The sequence below is a fragment of the Sporocytophaga myxococcoides genome (assembly GCF_000775915.1).
In the GTDB taxonomy this organism is placed as follows: Bacteria; Bacteroidota; Bacteroidia; order Cytophagales; family Cytophagaceae; genus Sporocytophaga; species Sporocytophaga myxococcoides_A.
The window spans coordinates 222,977-241,319 of the sequence record NZ_BBLT01000010.1; the positions used below are offsets into that span (position 1 = coordinate 222,977).

Here is an 18,343-nt window from a genome sequence, read left to right on the forward strand (position 1 = left end):
AATGCCACAATTTGATTATGTAATTATTGGAAGTGGTCTAGGGGGGTTATTATGTGCGTACACACTTACCAAAGAAGGGAATTCTGTTTGTATTCTTGAAAAGAACAGACAAATAGGAGGAAATCTTCAGATATTCGTAAGAGATAAAGCGATATTTGATACGGGTATCCATTATATAGGAGGTTTGGATGAAGGCCAAAACCTGAATCAATACTTCAGATATTTCGGATTGATGGATAAGCTAAAGCTGAAAAAACTAGACGAAGATTGTTTTGATGTAGTTTCTTTTGATCATGATGAAAATGAATATCCTTATGCAATGGGTTATGAACGGTTCAGCGAAAAGCTTATCGAACAATTCCCTTCCGAGAAGGAAGCGATCCAGAAATATTGCACAAAGCTTAGGGAAATAAGTAACTTTTCCCCGCTATATAATTTACGATATAGTGAACAAAGCTTTTTTAATACAGAGTATCTTTCTGTAAATGCTAAAGAATATATTGAATCTATTACTTCTAATGAAATATTGCAGAATGTACTCGCTGGTACGAATCCATTGTATGCAGGCATTGGAGAAAAAACGCCACTTTATGTACATGGGCTTATAATCAATAGCTATATAGAAAGCGCCTACAAATGCATTGGTGGAGGGGCTCAGATTGCAACTATATTGACGAAATCAATAAAAGAAATGGGTGGTGAAATCAGGAATTATTCGGAAGTAACTAAATTCTGTTTCAAGGGTGATGAGATTGAATCAGTGGAGTTGTCAAACGGGGAGAGGGTAGAAGGAAAACGATTCATTTCAAATATCCATCCAAGTAATACACTTGATATGGTTGAGCCTGGAAAGATCAGAAAGGCATACTCAACAAGGATTCATAGTCTTGAAAATACAAGTTCTGTTTTTATTCTTAATATAGTCTTAAAACCAAAAACGATTAAATACAGGAACTGCAACATCTATCATTATAAAAATCCTGATGTGTGGAACACTCTGAACTATAATGAAGAAAACTGGCCACTCGGTTACGCATTGTTTTTTCCTGTAAGCAGACAGGACGAGGAATATGCCGAAAGCCTCACAATAATGGCTTACATGAAATATGAAGATGTTGCTCCCTGGGAATTTTCTTTCCATACCATACCTCACCACAGAACGAACAGAGGAGAAGGATATGAGGAATTTAAAATCAGGAAGGCTGAAAAGCTGATTAATGAATTGGAAAAAAGAATTCCAGGACTAAGAGGCAAAATCAAATCATACAATACTTCTACTCCTTTAACCTATAGAGATTACATAGGAACCAAAGATGGAAGCATGTATGGAGTAATGAAAGATTATAGTGATCCTATCAAAACATTTATACCGACTCGTACCAAAGTGCCAAATCTTTTCTTCACCGGGCAGAATATAAGCCTGCATGGTGTATTAGGAGTTACCATCAGTTCAGTTACTACCTGTTCTGAATTTTTTGGTATGGAATATCTGATTAATAAAATCAGTAAGGCTTAATTCAGTCATTGGCTTAGCTACAGGAGTGTTTACATTTGCTTTCTCTTGGGTAATAAAAAAACTGCAATGTGGATTTTTTTCCATTGAGTAATTATTCCTGTTTCTTTTTGCTTTCAGATAGCAACAAGTTTTATTGTCTGCGGGCAATCCGTGAAGGATCTGATCATAGAAATGTTTAACTGAGGGTGTAAGGTTCATCAGCTCTATATCAATAAAAAAGCTGTGCTTATGGCCGGCAACATTATCCAGACGGACGTATGTTGCATTTTCAGCAAGAGGCTTTCTGTGTTTTTTACCAAGATAACTCTTGAATGTAAGAAAATAAGCTCCGGTAAGTATTATATCACGTCTGTTTGAAATGATATATATATCATTTTGAATAGCAATATTTTCTACCCACTTAGAATGTTTTCTTTGTTTCACTGCAGGTGCATTCATCACTATATTTTCAAAAACTATTGAGGAGTGCTGAAGGCCGGGAGAATTTTTGATCAGCTCATTTCCCAAACTATGTAATAGTAAGGTATACTTGCCAGTGTTATCATGTAAAGCACGATAGGTTTTTATTTCGTTGATCATCTTTCCAAATGAAGCAACAGCATTATTAACGTTAATGATAGAAGTCTGAAAGTTTTTCCAGAATGGCAACTCTTCATCTTTGGTAGGATAGTCAAATGCTACAAAATTTACACCATAGAGAATGCTCATGCGCAAACCTCCTTCCAGCACATCAGCAAATGTTTTTCCATCTCCATGCACATAGAACAGGAAGTCTTTCTTTAAAGGCATTTCAAGAGCTGCTTCTTCAAATGAATTTTTGATTTCCAGGTTCCAGGTTTTGTTTTTCAACCTTGCAACTACATAATGCAGGTGACATGGTTCATCCTGGTATTTACTGAACAGTTGCAGTTTGTCCGGGGAGAATTTTCTTGTAGTAATGATGACAACAACCGTATCGGATTCGTTTTTTTTTGTATCGTTAATTTTGATTCTTTCCCAGGGAATATATGTATAACCAGGCTCTTTCACCTGCGATTTTGCAGGACTTTCAATTAAGAATGAAAAGCTAAGCAAAAGCAGATAAACCAGATTTTTTAACATAAATTCAATATCTCCCCCTGATTCTTACTTATATTAAAGTAAGTCTACAGAAGAGAGAATTGTTTTTATGAAGTACTTATGCTTTTGCAGCCCAGGTTCTTGTGAGGTGCATGTGTAGTTCAGATTTTCATTGATTTGTGAGAACACAAATTTTAATTCCAGACCTCAGGGGAATTATTGAAAATCACCTCAGATTTTCAGAAAATTCATCTGGCTTAAATTCCTTTTCCCATTTCGCTATAACCAAGGTAGCTACCGTATTTCCTATGAGATTGGTAATTGCCCTGGCCTCGGACATAAATCTGTCTACACCCAAAAGCAGGGCAATACCAGCTACAGGAAGTTTATCTATAGATGAAAGTGTTGCAGCAAGGACAATAAAACCTCCTCCGGTTACAGCAGCAGCTCCTTTGGAAGTAAGCATGAGTATGCCAAGTAGTACTATCTCATCCCAAAGACTTATCTGAGTGTTGGTTGCATAAGCAATGAACATGGTAGCCATGGTGAGGTAAATAGAAGTGCCATCCAGGTTAAAAGTATAGCCTGCCGGTATTACCAGTCCTGTAATAGATTGAGAACAACCTGCCTTCTCCATTTTTTTCATTAATCCAGGTAAGGCAGGTTCCGAGGAACTGGTGCCAAGCACAAGAAATATTTCTTCTTTTATATATTTTAAAATCCGAATAATAGAAAAGCCAGAAAGCCAGCTTATTATTCCCAGAATAACAAAGACAAAAAAGAGGCAGGTCAGGTAAACAGATGCCATGAGCTCTCCCAGGGATAATAAACTCTCAATGCCATATTTACCAATAGTAAAAGCCATAGCCCCAAAGGCTCCTACTGGTGCAGCCTTCAGAATAATTGAGACTACCCGAAAGAAGAAATGATTGAAGTAATCTATTCCTTTTACGAGTGGATCCCTGTATGCACCCATTCTCGAAATTGCAAATCCTGAAAGAATACCTAGAAAAAGCACCTGAAGGATTTTACCTTCAGCAAAAGCTCCGAAAAAGGAATCAGGGATAATGTCCAGAAAAAAGGTAGTTGTATCAAATTTTTTGGCTGATTCTGTATAACTCTCAATGCCTGAAATATCAAGGGTGACCGGATTGACATTCATACCTTGGCCTGGTTTTAGGAATTTAGCAACAATAAGCCCTATAACAAGGGCAAGAGTACTAATTATTTCAAAGTATATAAATGCTTTAAATCCTATTCTTCCTATTTTCTTATTTTCCTTGACACTTGCGATACCAGAAGCAACAGTAGTGAAAATAACCCCCGGAACAATCATTTTAATAAGCTTAATAAAAGCATCACCAAGAGGTTTTAACTTTGCTCCCGTTGACGGAAAAAAGTATCCTGTTAATACTCCTGCCACTATAGCAATCAGGACATAAAAGTAAAGTGTTTGATAAAATTTTTTAGCAGGAGCTGTTTCCATCTCTATTTAATAATTTAATATAGGGCGTAATTAAAAATAAAATTAAGCAATTATTATTTTATAAAAATTCAGCTATTCAATATCCTTGGAATTAAGATTATATATGTGAAGTGAGGAATATGTCGTATTTTCGAGGAACAGATTTGTTGGTTGGAAAGGAAATAACTAAATGAAACAAAAACCAGAGCGATTTTTCTTTATTATTAATCCTATTGCAGGAGTAAGAAGTAAGGAGGATATTCCCCGGAAAATAAAAGAAGTATTCAGCGGCTCGGAAAAGTATTATGAAATTGCATTTACCAAATTCAAAGGTCATGCAACAGAACTGGCTCAGGAAGCGGTAAATAATAACTTTGATGCCGTTGTTGCTGTGGGAGGTGATGGTACAATCAATGAAGTAGCCACAGGGCTTATAGGGCAAACACCTGCTTTGGGGATAATACCGCTTGGTTCAGGTAATGGTCTTGCAAGACATTTAAAGGTTCCGATACATATTCAAAATTCAATTAAATATCTTCTTGACTCAGCTCCTGTTTCTATCGATCACTGTAGGTTAAATAATTTACCATTTTTTTGCACGGCAGGGGTAGGCTTTGATGCTCTGATCGGAAAAGTCTTTTCTGAACAGAAAACCAGAGGATTCTCTACTTATCTGAAAACTGTCATTACCGAATATAAAAGCTATAAATGTGAAACTTATAAAATCTCTCTGGATGGAAAAGAAATAGAAATGGAAGCATTTCTTTTAAGTTTTGCCAACGCCTCACAATATGGTAACAATGTATTTATTGCTCCTCAGGCAAGTCTGCAGGACGGTTACATTGATGTCTGTATGATGCATCCTTTTCCATCAAGCTCACTTTTGAATCTCGGATTTAAGTTGTTCACCAAAAAAGTGAATAAATTTCACTATCTGGACATTATTAAAGCTAAAAATATTGAAATAGAAAGAGAGTCATCTGGTCCGGTACATCTTGATGGAGAACCTGTGTATATGGATTCCCGATTAAAAATATCAATTGTTCCTAATAGTTTAAGAGTTTTGTCAATATGAAAAAAAATAAGAAGAACAGAGACGGTGTGGTATTTTCTACCAACCCTGAATTTGAATACCAATATAATCAGGAAGAAGAAGTTACGACCTTACCTCCCCAGCAACAAGATCTCAGAATACAGCTGGACAGAAAAGGTGGAGGAAAAGTTGTTACAGCTGTTACTCAGTTTGTAGGCAAAGCTGAAGATCTTGAAACATTAGGCAAAGAGTTAAAACAGAAATGCGGTGTAGGGGGAAGTGTGAAAGACGGTGAGATATTGATACAAGGAGACGTCAGAGATAAAGTCATGGCCTACCTTCAAAGCAAAGGTTATAAAGTAAAGAAAATAGGAGGTTAAACTAGATGAAGTCAATTTTTTAAAAGCTGAGCATTGAATTGTGCTCAGCTTTTTTATTTAGTATTTTTTTGTTTTCAATATTATTTGAGTAACTCTTAAGATGTTGATTTTTAAGTTGATTTGCGGGGCGGTTCCAACAATTTGATTTTTAAAACTGTTGCATTTAAAGATATAAGAAACTGATTAATGGAAAGAATACTTGTGCCCGTGGATTTTTCTGTTTACTCACAAAAAGCTCTTGAAGCAGCAGCATATATCGCTTTGCAAAAGAAATGTGAAGTGAAGCTGCTCCATGTAGTGCAGCAAGTGTATGTACCAAAAATAGGTTCTTTTGGTGATCCATTGTTTGAAGATGAACTGCAGATGGATTATCAGGCAAGAATAATGGAAGTAAAGCAAAGACTGTTAAAGGGCTTTGTAGACCGTCTTAAGTCAAAAGGTATTAAGTCAAGCGGTATCATTGTTCAGGGGAAAGTTTCAAAAGAAGTCCTTCTGCATGCTGCAGATGAAGAGATAGATCTGATCATAGTGGGTAAGAAGGGAGAAAGTGATATTGAAGAAGTCCTATTCGGATCCACTACTTTAAAATTGATCAGAAAGGCTGCTGTTCCACTATTGATATTGAAGAATACAGAGGTTCCTTTTAAAGTTGAAACAATTGTTTTTGCATCAGACTTTGAAGAACCTGTTCATAAAATAGTTGGAAAGGTAAAAAGTATGGCAGAGGCATTTAAGGCTAACCTGCATTTTCTGAAGGTTAATACTCCTTCAAATAGTATTTCTGAAGCGAAGATACAGAAGACACTTGATGAGATCAGGGATGATTTTAAGTTAGAAAATAATCCCATACATCTGGTTTCGGATAAAACGGAGGAAGAAGGTATTTTGCATTTTACAAAACAAGTGAATGCGGATGTAGTCTGCCTTGTTAGTCATGAAAAGAAAGGACTGAAGAGGATTTTCAGTGACAGTATTTCAGAAAATATTGTAAAAGAATCTGATTGTGCGATTGTAATATATAAACTTAGAAAAGAAATGTCTGCCGGAAAAGCGGCAGTTAAACAAGAAAGGAAAATGAGTATAAAAGACCGACAGCGTTATAGAGAAGATTTGTGAGATTGATAAAGTGATGAAAGAGATGAAAAAGATAAACATAGTTACTTCTGTTATAGGATTTGCCTTTATTGGCGGAATTTACCTTTCAGGTTGTGAGGAAAGAAAAACAGAAGCAGGACATAGTGATTCAGCAACTTCAATGTATTCTCAACAGGAAAACCAGAATAAGAAGGAAACTTCAAAAGCTGAAATGGAGGAAGAGAAAGAGAAGTTAGAAAATAAAATAGAAGCTTTGGAGAAAAAGGCTGATAAAAAAGCAGACAAAGGCTCTAAGGTAATGAAACAGAAATTTACAGCTTTAAAGAAGGAAGTGCAAGGATACAATATTGATTCTACCAAAGCAGATGCAGAGGAGGGATGGACCCGATTCAAATTAAAAGTAGAGACGGCTGTAGACAGTCTTGAAAAAAAGATCTGATTATATCAGATCTTTTATTTTTTCCAGGTCAGAAGGAACATCTATTCCCACACTCTCATAAGTTGTAATCTCTACTTTTATTTTAAATCCATTCTCCAGCCATCTTAATTGTTCCAGAGATTCTGATTTCTCCAGACTGCCGGTCTCAAGAGAAGTGATCGCCTTAAGAATATCTGACCGATAAGCATAGATACCGATGTGCTTGTAAAATGCGGCTTTCGAAAGCCATTGCTCAGGTTCAGCCCCTCTTATGTATGGAATGGTCTGACGGCTGAAGTATATAGCTTCTTTATATTTATCAAAAATAACTTTTGGTGTATTATGGTTGAATAGGGTTTCCTGGTCTTCTATCTTTTTAACTAAAGTAGCCAGTTCAGTTTCTTGGTTAAGTGCAGAAGCCAAAAGGTCAATCTGCTCAGGGTGAATGAATGGCTCATCTCCCTGAATATTAATAACAAAATCAAAATTGCCCGAAGTTTTTTCCAATGCTTCAAAGCACCTGTCAGTTCCGCTTGGATGTTCTTCTTTTGTCATGACAACATTCCCACCGAAACTTTTCACATGGTCAAATATTTCATTATTGTCAGTGGCTACAACAACATTGGAAAGTAGTTTTGCTTTTTTAGCCTGTTCATAAACCCTTCTGATCATTGATTTTCCACCTATATCTATCAAAGGTTTAGCAGGAAATCTGGTAGAAGCATATCTCGCAGGAATTATTCCTAGTATATTCATTCTTTAAAATTATTCTTAAGAATTCAATTAAATTATTGGATTATTTATTCAGTTTTCTTCACCACTCGAAATAGACCTTATCCTGAAGTCTTCTGCCGAAGGTGAAGGATTTCAATATCTTCATGCAATTTGTTCTCATGCTTCAAGCAAACTTTGTTTCATCTTCACTTTACGCTTTCTGCTTGTTTTCCTTTGTAAACCTTATCAAATGCTTATTTTTGCAGAAAAAATACAAATAAAGCTTGTCGACACAAAATCTAACTTCCTTTTCTTTTGACGGACTGATCTGGAAAGTAATTCCCGATGAGATAAATCATTTGCTTGTAGTAGAATATAGAAATTCCGATGAGCATCTTGCTGATTTCAGTGCAATAGATTTGAAGAAGAAAAAAATAAAATGGCAGGGGATAAAAAAAAATGAGCCATGGTGGATTGGATTGGGGGCTGTTAAAGACGGATACATTTACCTGCACGGTTTTAAAGACATACAAAATCCGGAGCATAAAGGAATCATTTCTGTTGCATCGGACTCTGGCAAGGTATTGTGGGAAGAAAAGACATTAAGTTTTGGAGGGGTGTTTTCAGAGGGGATTCTTGCTTTGCAAAATGAGGAGGAAGAAAATAAGGTCTACTTTTTGCTTGACCTCAAAACCGGTAAGCAAAAGAAAGAATATTCTGATGTAGAAGTCTTAAAAAAACTTAATCAGGTCTTTCGTGAAAAGCAGAAAAGTAACATTCAAAATGCACTGCATTTTACTCCGGAGAGTGAATATTTTCCAAAACTATCTGAGTATGTGCAGGAAGTAACGGGTGAACAAACCTCATTGGCCTTTGACTATGCTGAGTATAAAAATTTTATAATTATTTCTTATTATATTTACTCAGATAATAAACTTCAAAATCTCCTGTTAATAGCCAATGAAGAGGGAGATGTGCTTTGGAAAGAAATCCTTGATAAAAGTCCTAAGGGAGTAGGCATGGATACTTTCTTTTTGCTGGAGAATGCTGTAATTTTTGTTAAAGAAAAAAAGGAACTGATAATTTATGAATTATAAAGGTGTATCTCTGTTGAAGAATGTTTTGATCCTGATTTTATTTATCTCTTTGTCTGACGTGTTTGCTGGTGTACAGGATTCTATCGGGCTAGAGAAGAAGGATTCGAAAGTATTTGTGCTTCATAAAGCAGATCCTAAAGAAACTTTATATTCAATTTCAAGAAAATATAAAGTGACTGTAGATGAATTAAATAAAAATAATCCGGAATTGTCAGCGGGGTTAAAGGTAGGTCAAATCATTCGTATACCTTATAAAGGATCGGTTGCGGTAGTTTCTTCAACTCCAGAATCTGCTGTATCATCCTCTTCTGGGAGTGCTGGAGGAACACATACAGTTGAACCAAAAGAAACACTTTATTCACTTTCCAGGAAATACAATGTTACTGTTGATGAAATAAGAAAAGCGAATCCCGGACTTGCTGAATTAAAGGTAGGTCAAACTATTAATATACCAGGGAAAGCAGGTGGAACAAGCAATGCAAGTGCATCTAGAGAAGTTCCTAAATCTGAAGTCAAAAAGGACGAGAATAAAACTTCTTCAACCCCAAAACCTACTACAAAAAATACCAAAGAGCAGGAGTCTGTATTTGTACCCCCAACAGATAATTTTAATAAAGTTACAGAAAGTGGTTTTGCTGAAGTAATTGAAGGAAATAATGATTCTCCCAAATATCTTGCCTTGCACAAAACGGCTCCTATAGGCACTATTATTCAGGTGAAGAATGAAGCAAATGGACAGAAGTTGTTTGTTCGTGTTATAGGAAAGCTTCAGAATGGAAATGTTGAAGATAAGGTTATTATCAAGATCTCTCAGAAAGCATACGAGCGTTTATCCGGGGTAGATAAAAAGATTCCCGTTCAGATATCGTACATACCATAAAGTTTTAAGTTAAAAGTTTGTCTTGGTTTTGCCATTACTAAACTTCGTTTCGCACATCAGGATTAATAAATTAATCCTGATATTCCCTCTTCATCCGTTCTTAGAGAAAATCTAAACGACTAATTATTATCCTGCCTGTTCTCATTTCTTTCAGGAGAAGGGCTAGGGATAAGGATAAGGTTCTTATAAGTTTTAATAAAAAAATTTATTAGGTGAAATTTGAAGCACTCCGGGATTTTCTCGATGAAAAATACCAACAATACAATCAGCCAGGATTTATAGAAAATGATCCGGTTTGTATCCCTCATCTTTTTTCTAAAAAACAAGACATAGAGATTATGGGTCTTTGGGCTTCAGTATTAGCCTGGGGACAAAGAACTACGATTATCAGCAAGTGTAGGGAGTTGATCGTATTGATGGATCAGGCTCCATATGATTTTATAAAAAATCATAAGCCGTTGGATCTAAAGGTATTTACGCAGTTTAAACACAGGACATTTAATGCAACCGATACTCTTTATTTTATAGAATTTTTTAAAACTTTTTATGAGAAGCATGAATCATTGGAGGAAGCTTTTCTGCGTGGGCACTCAAAAACATCAGTTAATGTAGAAGGAGCTTTGTCGGGTTTTCATGAAATGTTTTTCAGTCTGGAAGATTATCCTGAAAGAACCAAAAAACACATTTCAACACCTGCCCGGAACAGTGCCTGTAAAAGATTAAATATGTTTTTACGCTGGATGGTAAGAAAAGATAATAAAGGTGTGGATTTTGGGATCTGGAAAAATATTAAGCCAAGTCAGTTGGTTTGCCCTTGTGACGTCCATGTAGACAGAGTGGGACGAAAATTAGGATTAATTGATCGAAAGCAAACAGATTGGCAGACAGCAGTGGAATTAACTGAAAATCTGAAAAAGTTTGACCCTAAAGATCCTGTTAAATATGATTTTGCTCTTTTCGGTATGGGAGTAGAGGAAAAGTTTTAAAGGAATATTTTTTTTGATTTAGTTAAGGGGAAATAATCTAGAGGAGTTTATTGCAGAACTTTAAAAAGCCTCAATATTAAAACCTGATAAACTTTATTTTTCAGGAGTAAATTTTTATCATATTATTTTTAGGATTAACCTTTAAATTCTTACCAACAATTCAAGAGGCAGACCTGTTATATTTTCAAAGGAAAGTACAATAATCCTCTTATGAAATCAGAAAAAGAAAAAATATTATCGTCTCCGCTAATTGGAGGCGACAAAGTTAAAAACCCTGAAGGAGAAGATCTTGGAGAGATCAAAGAATGGGTAATGGATACTGGAAAAGGAAAAGTTGAATATGGAATCCTGTCGTTCGGTGGATTTATGGGAATTGGTAACAAGAATTTTGCTATCCCGTACGAAGCTTTAGTTAAGGGGAATGACAATAATCACTTTGTTTTGAACGTAGATAAGGAGACTCTGGTTAATGCGTATAGTCAGATAGAGCACCAGGGAAAGTCTTACTACATATACTAAAATAAAAGGCAAATATTTTCTCTGATTTTGTCCTTTTAAAGTGTTTAGAAGTTTTCCCAAGAAAAAATATAGTAAATTAGTGTAATAATTGCTTGAGCTTCGGCACGATGAGTATTTTTGAATCAAAAGGAAAAAATCTACCACAAGGGGATAGAACTTACAAGAAGTTTTTGGAAACAGCCAAATATTGGCTGAAAGAACTTGACTTCTATGGGTCTAATCAGTTTAAAAAAGTAACAGCAAATTCAGCATGGACTATTGGTCAGGTATATGATCACCTGATCAATGGTACCAGAGCTTACCATATGCGGGAAATAAGAAAATGCCTTGAAAAAACAGGGGGTAGTGAAGAAGGGAAGAAGTTATTCAAAGGGCATATTGTATTTTTTTTGGGAAAATTCCCTTCAATAAAAATAGCAGGGATTGACCCAAACGGATATGTTCCCGCCCAGCCGGAAAGTCCTGATAAAATGAAAGATGAATTTTTTAAGTTTTTCAAGGAAATGCAAAAAATAGCCAAAGACCTTGATGCGGCCCCATCTACATATAAGACTATGCATCCTTCACTCGGAATGCTTACAGGGTATGAATGGTTTCAGATTATTGAAATGCATTTTCGTCATCATTTAAGACAAAAAAGCGAAATTGATAAATCTATCAGAAGCTTTTATAAGGAAGAAGATTCTTCAGAGTTGCTTCCTGAAGCGGAAATAGATGACTATAGTTCGTAAGCAAACAGAAATATAAAACCTTTGGTCCGGGAACAAATCCTCGTATTTGACGGCTATTGCCGGGTATGCATTAATCTTATTAAATTGATTAACATTACAGGACTGTTTCCTGCAGACAAATGTATTTCATATTACCAACTTTCTCCTGATTTAAAATCACTGATTGATGAAGATCGTTTCAAGAATGAAATGGCATTTCTGGATCCTTCTGATGGAGTATTGTATGGTCCTATTGGTATCAAGAAAGCTATTGGCAGCAACACGGGTTTTTTTAATGCAGTCATCAATATTCCTTTTATTTTCAGTGTTTTTATCTTTATTTATAAGATAATTGCCTATAACCGATATGTAATATTATTGCCTGAACAGGCGGCACTGGAATGTGATTGTGGTCCTGATAAAGATAGAAAATACAGAAATTATTATTTTTTTATTCTTGCTGTTTTAAATCTGGGGGTCCTTGCTGCTGCCTTAAAAATTGCAGGATTAGAAGGCGAATGGTTCTGGTTAAATCTTTTGGTATTTCCACTACTTTACATCATGACATTGGGGAGTTATAAAATTTTGTATCCCAATACTTATCACTTTGATTTAAGGCAGCACAGTATTACTTCTTTATTTTATGCTTTTACAACAGGAATGTTAATACAATGGCCAATTAGTTTATTGATAAAGCAATATGACCTGATTCCTTTGTTCCTCAGTGTTTCTGGTATTGTATTTTTTACTTTATATAGGAGTAGAATTAATTTTTTACAGCTTAAGCTGACTTTTGTGTATGTAGCTTTGTTTTTTATGTTCCTTATTCCATTTTTCCTTTTATTGTTTTAAAAGTTCTTGATTGAATATTCAGATAAGTTAAAATTTTTTGATGTAGGCATAAAAAAATAAGCCCCTGTAGAGGAGCTTATTTTATCATCACTAATATTAATTGTTAGTTTATTTAACAGTGTCAATATAGCTTATAAGGTCAACAAGTTTGTTTGAATATCCCCACTCATTGTCATACCAGCTAACTACTTTCACGAAGTTATCATTCAAAGAGATACCGGCTTTAGCATCAAAGATAGAGGTTCTTGAATCACTAAGGAAGTCGTTAGAAACAACTTCGTCTTCAGTGTAACCAAGGATTCCTTTAAGTTCACCTTCAGAAGCTTCTTTCATTGCTTTTTTAATTTCCTCGTAAGAAGCTCCTTTTTCCAAACGGCAAGTAAGGTCTACAACAGAAACATCAGGAGTAGGTACACGGAAAGCCATACCTGTAAGTTTACCTTTAAGAGCAGGGATAACAAGACCTACAGCTTTAGCAGCACCAGTAGATGAAGGGATGATGTTCTGATAAGCACCACGGCCACCTCTCCAGTCCTTAGCAGAAGGACCGTCAACTGTTTTTTGAGTTGCAGTAGCAGCATGAACAGTAGTCATTAAACCTTCTAAAATTCCAAATTTATCGTTAAGGACTTTGGCAACAGGAGCAAGGCAGTTAGTAGTACAAGAAGCGTTAGAAATGATGCTCATTTCTTTCTTGTAAGTTTTGTTGTTAACACCCATTACAAAAGTTGGAGTATCATCTTTTGCAGGAGCAGAAAGGATTACTCTTTTAGCACCGGCTTTAATGTGCTTGTCGGCAGTATCCTGAGTAAGGAACAAACCTGTTGATTCAACAACATATTCAGCACCAACCTCGTCCCACTTAAGGTTTGCAGGATCTTTTTCTGCAGTAACTCTGATAGCTTTACCATTAACTACTAGTTTACCATCTTTTGCTTCAGCGGTTCCGTCAAATCTTCCGTGAGTAGAGTCATACTTAAGCATATATGCCATGTAGTCTACATCTATCAGGTCATTGATTCCAACGATTTCAATATCCGGTCTGTTTACTGCAGCGCGGAATACCAGTCTGCCGATACGACCAAATCCATTAATACCGACTTTTATTTTAGCCATATTGATTTAGATAATTAGGGTTTAAAAACAAGGAACAATAATACAATAAGTTGAAACTAAAAGCAAGATTGAATGCGGCTTATGTAATCCAGAATTAAAAAATGTTTACTGAGAAATTTTTCTAATAATTTTAAAGTTTTTTGAGAATAAAATATTAAATGTTAAAGCCTTGAAAATAATTGTTTTCCTGTTTTGACTAATCCAAGCTAATAAAAAAAAGAAACTTTTTTTTGTTGATGTTTTGCAAATTAAAAATGTCCCGTTATCTTTGCGCCACGTTTAACGAAAACGTCTCCCTAAAAGAGAAAAAAATAATTAGCAACCAAAGATATTTGGCCCGTTCGTCTAGGGGTTAGGACGCCAGGTTTTCATCCTGGAAACAGGGGTTCGATTCCCCTACGGGCTACATAAATTAAACCACTGTAACTAAAATTATGGTGGTTTTTGCTTTTAACAATTTCGTCTTTATTTCAAGTTGGTCTCAGGACTTGTGTAAAGGGAAAGATTTTAATAATAACCAAATCGTATTTGGCCCGTTCGTCTAGGGGTTAGGACGCCAGGTTTTCATCCTGGAAACAGGGGTTCGATTCCCCTACGGGCTACAAATGAAAAATGAAACCACTGTAATAGATAATGTTACAGTGGTTTTTTGTTTTTATATGGCTTATTCATATAGATTCTTGGAAAAATAATTCCGAGAATACATACAGATGTTTTTATGTGCTAGTGTTAAATCATATGATCGTACCTGGAATTTGTCTTCCACAGACAGACCAATAGCCATAAACTTGCACGAGAGGTATGATACCTTTTCCACTGTATTGTTCAAAAGCGTCAATTTATAATGGTTTTCCTTTCCATTTAATAAAACTTTTATGGAAGCAGAATCTTCATCAATCCTGGGTTTTTGGAGCTGTAATATATGATTTCCTTATCAGAATAATAAGCTTGAAAACATTCTATGATATACTTCAGTGGATGCTCGGTTATTTTCTTACCTGATAATGCTGTAAATACTGAAGGATAGAAAAAGTGTGTGTATTCCGTATTGCCTTTTAAAATATGGTTTATAAATCTTCAGAGCAGTTTGTGATATTATAAACATCATTTGATAAAAGTCTTCATAGGTAAAGAGATAACCAGGCAGGCAGTTGAAACATATTTCCTAAGAAAGATGAATAGCCAATACTTGTGCCTCCTCCAAAAGTATTTTCAGGAATGGTAAATGTCCAGGTTGCTCCACTTCTGATTGTATAATCCAACAATGGCTTTGAAAGATAAACACGATCAAAGGTATTATATGGTTCGCAATTTTCTTTTGGAGATTCATCATTGCCAGGGTTCATTCCAAAGAAGCTGCTTCTTTGATAATAAAGCATAAATCTGTCAATTCTGAACATACTTGCTCTGCCTGAGAATTGAACTGTATATATGCCAGGTTCTGGGAAATCAACATATATGTCATGAAATGTTTCACCCCATGATGTTCCTAAATGTTGAGTTTTAACAAATCCATACCATTCGTTTCTGGCTCCTATAACCGCTTTAAACCAATTGCTTCCCATGCTACCTGTGCTGTCATTACCGATTTTCGTTATAACACCTCCATGAGGAAATCTTACCCATACATCTGTCATGATAGATTTCTCTGAAAGCTCTCATTTTAAAACTATGACAACCAGTTTCTTTGACTCTGAATGTGTATGTTAGCTGACTCCTTCCCGTCACTCCTGTTGCATCTCCACCAATGTATTGGATAAATCCAGATCCTGTATATCCTGGTACATCATTTTGAACTACCCAAAATCCTCCGTTTAAGTTAGTAGATTCCATCTCTATAGTTATAATGCTGTCTTTTTGAATAAATGTGCAGCTGTCAGTAATCTGTGCTGATGCAAGGTTTAGACCAATCAGATAAAATTTATGGCTTTTAGGAGTAGATTATTATTCATAATTAAAATTTAAGGTTTTAATTAAAAAATCAATTCGCAGTTTATATATAATGGTATAGATATCAGGATTGTTTTCTGGAATGTCTTTAGATGCTGATAACTAACTGGATATTCAAATGAAATATATACTTGAGTGGATATACAAGGTGAAAAGCAATAAAAATAATTAGGTAATTCTATCTATCTGGAAAATTTTAAATAGTAGGATTATAGTGCCTGCTGGTTCTCTTCATTGTGAAAGATATAATGTAAAGTAGTAGTTTTTTATGAGCATAATTGAATGATTTAAGGACCATTGATTATATTATTCAAACTATATTAAGTATTTGATAAAAGCATATGAAACCTACTATAACCTCATATCTCAATCGGATGAATGTTGAAATTTAAAAGATTAGACATTTGTCATTTGATAAAATTAAATATTACAAATGGCAACTATAAAAAACATGTTTCGTTAACATGGCGAAATAGGTGTCAGGGAAAATAGGTAAACTTTTACAGGTGTTGATAGCAAAAGAAGATGGATTTATTTCAGATGTAATAAATGAATAACAATTGTAAATTTTGCCTTAAAAGGTAGATGTATATTTGAATTACGTAAAGTGTTATTATAGGGGGCTAATTTAAATAACACTTTTTATCTAAGGTTTCTTTCTACAAACCTTTTCTTTAATTAAAATCTAATAATTCTATATAACAAGAGAATTAGCTGCTGATTCAATTGTATACTAATCGAATTCTCAATTGAGCTTTGTTTACAAATGCTCAATACTAGTGTATATAAAATCCAATTCTATTCTTCCATAGCTTAGCTCGTAGTCTTTAGGATTGGTTTACTCACTGTTAAGTCAGCCGATAGGCATATCGTATGCTTAGTAACATTATAATCATTACAGATCACGTCTTTTGGGTGGAATTATTATATATAAAGTATAGCTTATTATTTCTACAAATAGTTTGAGTTTTTATCTTCGCTTACATTCTTAAATGAAATATTTTCTACTCACCACTTTAGTCACAATAGTTTTATTTGTTAATATAAGTATAGGATACGGTCAATGTAGCAGCTGTTCAGTAACAGTCAATGTAAGCGGAACTTCTTCTACTGGAATAACTGCTACAGCCAGCAATCAAACTTTATGTATAACTGGATCCGGAACCTATAATGGAATTATTAATTTAAATTACCAAAATAACGTAACAGTATGTGTTGGTAATAATATAACAGTAAGTTCTTCAGCCTCTGTTTCGAATACTCCATTAACTGCCAGATTTAATAACTACGGGACATGGAATAATTCTATGAACTTTGGTTCTGGCTTGTATCAGAGCGGGGTAATTTATAATAACTATGGAACAGTCAATACTGATCAGATTCAGTTAAATTCCAATACTATAAATAATTATGGTTCCTTTAATGTAAGTGGCAGTGTAATAGTTAACAGTGGTTCCAATATAAATACTTTCGCAGGATCAACGATGTATTTGGGAGGAAATCTGGATGTAAATAGCGGTGGAATTGTCACGCTTGCCGGAGTTATGGGCGTTAATGGATCTGTTACTAATAATAATATTATAAGAGGGGGAGGCGGACCATGCGGAGGATTGGATGTTACCGGAACTTTTACCAATAATGGATCAGGCAGAATCCAGAATAATGGTGGACTGACAATTAACAAAGTTCCATCTCCCAATTCTGGAACTGTAGAACCAACAGTTGGTGTAAGTAATATTAACCCTAATATTACCACTCAACCTTCTAATGTTTCTTCATGTCCTGGAGGAAATGCAAGTTTTTCTGTAACAACTACTCCTGCCGCAAATACTTATCAGTGGCAGGTTCAGACAGGAGGAACGGGACCGTTTACCAGCCTTTCAGGACAAACTGGGAGTACATTAAACTTATCGGGTGTAACAGCTGGAATGAGTGGTAATGTGTATAGAGTGTTGGTGTACTCTTGCCCTAATTTTGTAATTTCCAATACTGCAACATTAACAGTAAATCCGAACGTAAGTGGGACTATTGCTTCTATAAATGTGAATTGTAACGGAGCCTTAACAGGTAGTATTACAATTAGCCCATCGGGAGGAAGCGGAAGTTATCAATATTCGGTAAATGGAGGATCGACATGGCAATCGTCAGCTACTTTTTCCGGACTGGGAGCTGGCACTTATAATGTCCGGATTAGAGATGCTGCAAATACATCTTGTGCTGCGACCTTGAATGCAGCATATACTATTACGCAACCGGCATTATTAACGGCAACTGTAAGTAAAACTAATGTACTTTGTAATGGAGCTTCAACGGGATCGATAACTATTACATCCCCGGCAGGAGGCGTTTCTCCATATCAGTATTCTATTAATGGAGGATCTTACCAGTCAAGCGGTTCATTCACAGGTCTTGCATCAGGTAGTTATACATTAAATATAAGAGATGCAAATAATTGTGTTGTAGCACTTCCAGGTCAGACGATAACTCAACCAGCACTTTTATCTGCAACAGTTAGTAAGACAGATGTACTTTGTAATGGAGCTTCAACAGGAT

Annotated in this window: 18 protein-coding genes and 2 tRNA genes; 14 read left to right on the top strand and 6 right to left on the bottom strand. The window is 35.3% G+C overall.

Annotated features, from left to right (window positions below; genetic code table 11):
* Position 1 precedes the first annotated feature (1 nt).
* The gene (locus tag MYP_RS20665) at positions 2 to 1,516 is read left to right on the top strand and encodes a phytoene desaturase family protein (protein WP_045467681.1); all 1,515 of its coding nucleotides are present in this window, start codon (positions 2 to 4) and stop codon (positions 1,514 to 1,516) included.
* On the opposite strand, the gene MYP_RS20670 is transcribed toward MYP_RS20665, so the two are convergent.
* Together MYP_RS20670 and dctA are read right to left on the bottom strand one after the other, a co-directional pair.
* The gene (locus MYP_RS20670) at positions 1,451 to 2,617 is read right to left on the bottom strand and encodes a hypothetical protein (RefSeq protein WP_045467683.1); all 1,167 of its coding nucleotides are present in this window, start codon (positions 2,615 to 2,617) and stop codon (positions 1,451 to 1,453) included. The two genes, MYP_RS20665 and MYP_RS20670, sit on opposite strands and share 66 nt — an antisense overlap.
* Before the next feature lie 184 nt (positions 2,618 to 2,801).
* On the bottom strand, positions 2,802 to 4,061 hold the full coding sequence (dctA, locus tag MYP_RS20675; RefSeq protein ID WP_045467685.1) for a C4-dicarboxylate transporter DctA: 1,260 nt from the start codon (positions 4,059 to 4,061) through the stop codon (positions 2,802 to 2,804).
* A gap of 169 nt (positions 4,062 to 4,230) precedes the next feature.
* Between dctA and MYP_RS20680 the strand changes: the two genes are divergently transcribed.
* The 4 genes from MYP_RS20680 (at position 4,231) to MYP_RS20695 (ending at position 6,987) form a co-directional block, all read left to right on the top strand.
* Entirely contained in the window at positions 4,231 to 5,115 is an 885-nt protein-coding gene (locus MYP_RS20680) for a diacylglycerol/lipid kinase family protein (protein WP_045467687.1), read from the top strand.
* Positions 5,112 to 5,453, top strand: coding sequence for a translation initiation factor (locus MYP_RS20685; protein ID WP_045467689.1), 342 nt, complete (start codon positions 5,112 to 5,114; stop codon positions 5,451 to 5,453). The genes MYP_RS20680 and MYP_RS20685 overlap by 4 nt, the downstream gene beginning before the upstream one ends.
* A 186-nt stretch (positions 5,454 to 5,639) precedes the next feature.
* A complete protein-coding gene (locus MYP_RS20690) occupies positions 5,640 to 6,569 on the top strand; it encodes a universal stress protein (protein WP_045467691.1) in 930 nt (309 codons plus the stop codon).
* Positions 6,570 to 6,591: 22 nt separating this feature from the next.
* Positions 6,592 to 6,987, top strand: coding sequence for a hypothetical protein (locus MYP_RS20695; protein WP_156140762.1), 396 nt, complete (start codon positions 6,592 to 6,594; stop codon positions 6,985 to 6,987).
* On the opposite strand, the gene kdsB is transcribed toward MYP_RS20695, so the two are convergent.
* A complete protein-coding gene (gene kdsB, locus MYP_RS20700; RefSeq protein WP_045467694.1) occupies positions 6,988 to 7,722 on the bottom strand; it encodes a 3-deoxy-manno-octulosonate cytidylyltransferase in 735 nt (244 codons plus the stop codon).
* Positions 7,723 to 7,964: 242 nt separating this feature from the next.
* Here kdsB and MYP_RS20705 point away from each other — a divergent pair, with 242 nt between their 5' ends.
* From MYP_RS20705 to MYP_RS20730, 6 genes are all read left to right on the top strand, one after another.
* Complete coding sequence (locus MYP_RS20705) at positions 7,965 to 8,777, top strand: DUF4905 domain-containing protein (protein WP_045467696.1); 813 nt, start codon at positions 7,965 to 7,967, stop codon at positions 8,775 to 8,777.
* On the top strand, positions 8,767 to 9,657 hold the full coding sequence (locus MYP_RS20710; protein ID WP_045467698.1) for a LysM peptidoglycan-binding domain-containing protein: 891 nt from the start codon (positions 8,767 to 8,769) through the stop codon (positions 9,655 to 9,657). The genes MYP_RS20705 and MYP_RS20710 overlap by 11 nt, the downstream gene beginning before the upstream one ends.
* Before the next feature lie 212 nt (positions 9,658 to 9,869).
* Positions 9,870 to 10,643, top strand: coding sequence for a TIGR02757 family protein (locus tag MYP_RS20715; RefSeq protein WP_045467700.1), 774 nt, complete (start codon positions 9,870 to 9,872; stop codon positions 10,641 to 10,643).
* 210 nt (positions 10,644 to 10,853) lie between these two features.
* Positions 10,854 to 11,162 (top strand): PRC-barrel domain-containing protein, encoded by a 309-nt coding sequence (locus MYP_RS20720; RefSeq protein ID WP_045467702.1) that lies wholly within the window; start codon positions 10,854 to 10,856, stop codon positions 11,160 to 11,162.
* A gap of 107 nt (positions 11,163 to 11,269) precedes the next feature.
* Positions 11,270 to 11,893, top strand: a complete 624-nt coding sequence (locus tag MYP_RS20725) for a DinB family protein (RefSeq protein WP_045467704.1) — start codon at positions 11,270 to 11,272, stop codon at positions 11,891 to 11,893.
* A gap of 84 nt (positions 11,894 to 11,977) precedes the next feature.
* Positions 11,978 to 12,724 carry a hypothetical protein gene (locus MYP_RS20730; protein ID WP_045467706.1) on the top strand — a complete coding sequence of 249 codons (747 nt, stop codon included), beginning with the start codon at positions 11,978 to 11,980 and terminating at the stop codon, positions 12,722 to 12,724.
* 108 nt (positions 12,725 to 12,832) lie between these two features.
* Here MYP_RS20730 and gap read toward each other — a convergent pair whose 3' ends face one another.
* Positions 12,833 to 13,840 carry a type I glyceraldehyde-3-phosphate dehydrogenase gene (gene gap, locus MYP_RS20735; RefSeq protein ID WP_045467708.1) on the bottom strand — a complete coding sequence of 336 codons (1,008 nt, stop codon included), beginning with the start codon at positions 13,838 to 13,840 and terminating at the stop codon, positions 12,833 to 12,835.
* Between the two features lie 334 nt (positions 13,841 to 14,174).
* Here gap and MYP_RS20740 point away from each other — a divergent pair.
* Positions 14,175 to 14,246, top strand: a tRNA-Glu gene (locus MYP_RS20740).
* 124 nt (positions 14,247 to 14,370) lie between these two features.
* Positions 14,371 to 14,442, top strand: a tRNA-Glu gene (locus MYP_RS20745).
* 519 nt (positions 14,443 to 14,961) lie between these two features.
* Here MYP_RS20745 and MYP_RS20755 read toward each other — a convergent pair.
* Both MYP_RS20755 and MYP_RS26220 read right to left on the bottom strand, forming a co-directional pair.
* Positions 14,962 to 15,477 carry a hypothetical protein gene (locus MYP_RS20755; RefSeq protein ID WP_045467712.1) on the bottom strand — a complete coding sequence of 172 codons (516 nt, stop codon included), beginning with the start codon at positions 15,475 to 15,477 and terminating at the stop codon, positions 14,962 to 14,964.
* The gene (locus MYP_RS26220; protein ID WP_156140763.1) at positions 15,422 to 15,673 is read right to left on the bottom strand and encodes a hypothetical protein; all 252 of its coding nucleotides are present in this window, start codon (positions 15,671 to 15,673) and stop codon (positions 15,422 to 15,424) included. Before MYP_RS26220 ends, MYP_RS20755 begins: the two co-directional genes overlap by 56 nt.
* Before the next feature lie 1,109 nt (positions 15,674 to 16,782).
* On the opposite strand from MYP_RS26220, the gene MYP_RS20760 reads away from it, so the two are divergent.
* Positions 16,783 to 18,343: SprB repeat-containing protein (locus tag MYP_RS20760; RefSeq protein ID WP_045467713.1), on the top strand; the 1,561-nt coding region annotated here is incomplete at its 3' end.

Excerpts from the sequence above, each read along its gene's own strand:
- MYP_RS20670 (WP_045467683.1), bottom strand. The coding sequence starts at position 2,617 with ATGTTAAAAAATCTGGTTTATCTGCTTTTGCTTAGCTTTTCATTCTTA.
- MYP_RS20690 (WP_045467691.1), top strand. The coding sequence starts at position 5,640 with ATGGAAAGAATACTTGTGCCCGTGGATTTTTCTGTTTACTCACAAAAA.
- MYP_RS20685 (WP_045467689.1), top strand. The coding sequence starts at position 5,112 with ATGAAAAAAAATAAGAAGAACAGAGACGGTGTGGTATTTTCTACCAAC.
- MYP_RS20695 (WP_156140762.1), top strand. The coding sequence starts at position 6,592 with ATGAAAAAGATAAACATAGTTACTTCTGTTATAGGATTTGCCTTTATT.
- MYP_RS20680 (WP_045467687.1), top strand. The coding sequence starts at position 4,231 with ATGAAACAAAAACCAGAGCGATTTTTCTTTATTATTAATCCTATTGCA.
- kdsB (WP_045467694.1), bottom strand. The coding sequence starts at position 7,722 with ATGAATATACTAGGAATAATTCCTGCGAGATATGCTTCTACCAGATTT.
- dctA (WP_045467685.1), bottom strand. The coding sequence starts at position 4,061 with ATGGAAACAGCTCCTGCTAAAAAATTTTATCAAACACTTTACTTTTAT.
- MYP_RS20710 (WP_045467698.1), top strand. The coding sequence starts at position 8,767 with ATGAATTATAAAGGTGTATCTCTGTTGAAGAATGTTTTGATCCTGATT.
- gap (WP_045467708.1), bottom strand. The coding sequence starts at position 13,840 with ATGGCTAAAATAAAAGTCGGTATTAATGGATTTGGTCGTATCGGCAGA.
- MYP_RS20755 (WP_045467712.1), bottom strand. The coding sequence starts at position 15,477 with ATGACAGATGTATGGGTAAGATTTCCTCATGGAGGTGTTATAACGAAA.
- MYP_RS20720 (WP_045467702.1), top strand. The coding sequence starts at position 10,854 with ATGAAATCAGAAAAAGAAAAAATATTATCGTCTCCGCTAATTGGAGGC.
- MYP_RS20665 (WP_045467681.1), top strand. The coding sequence starts at position 2 with ATGCCACAATTTGATTATGTAATTATTGGAAGTGGTCTAGGGGGGTTA.
- MYP_RS20725 (WP_045467704.1), top strand. The coding sequence starts at position 11,270 with ATGAGTATTTTTGAATCAAAAGGAAAAAATCTACCACAAGGGGATAGA.
- MYP_RS26220 (WP_156140763.1), bottom strand. The coding sequence starts at position 15,673 with ATGGAATCTACTAACTTAAACGGAGGATTTTGGGTAGTTCAAAATGAT.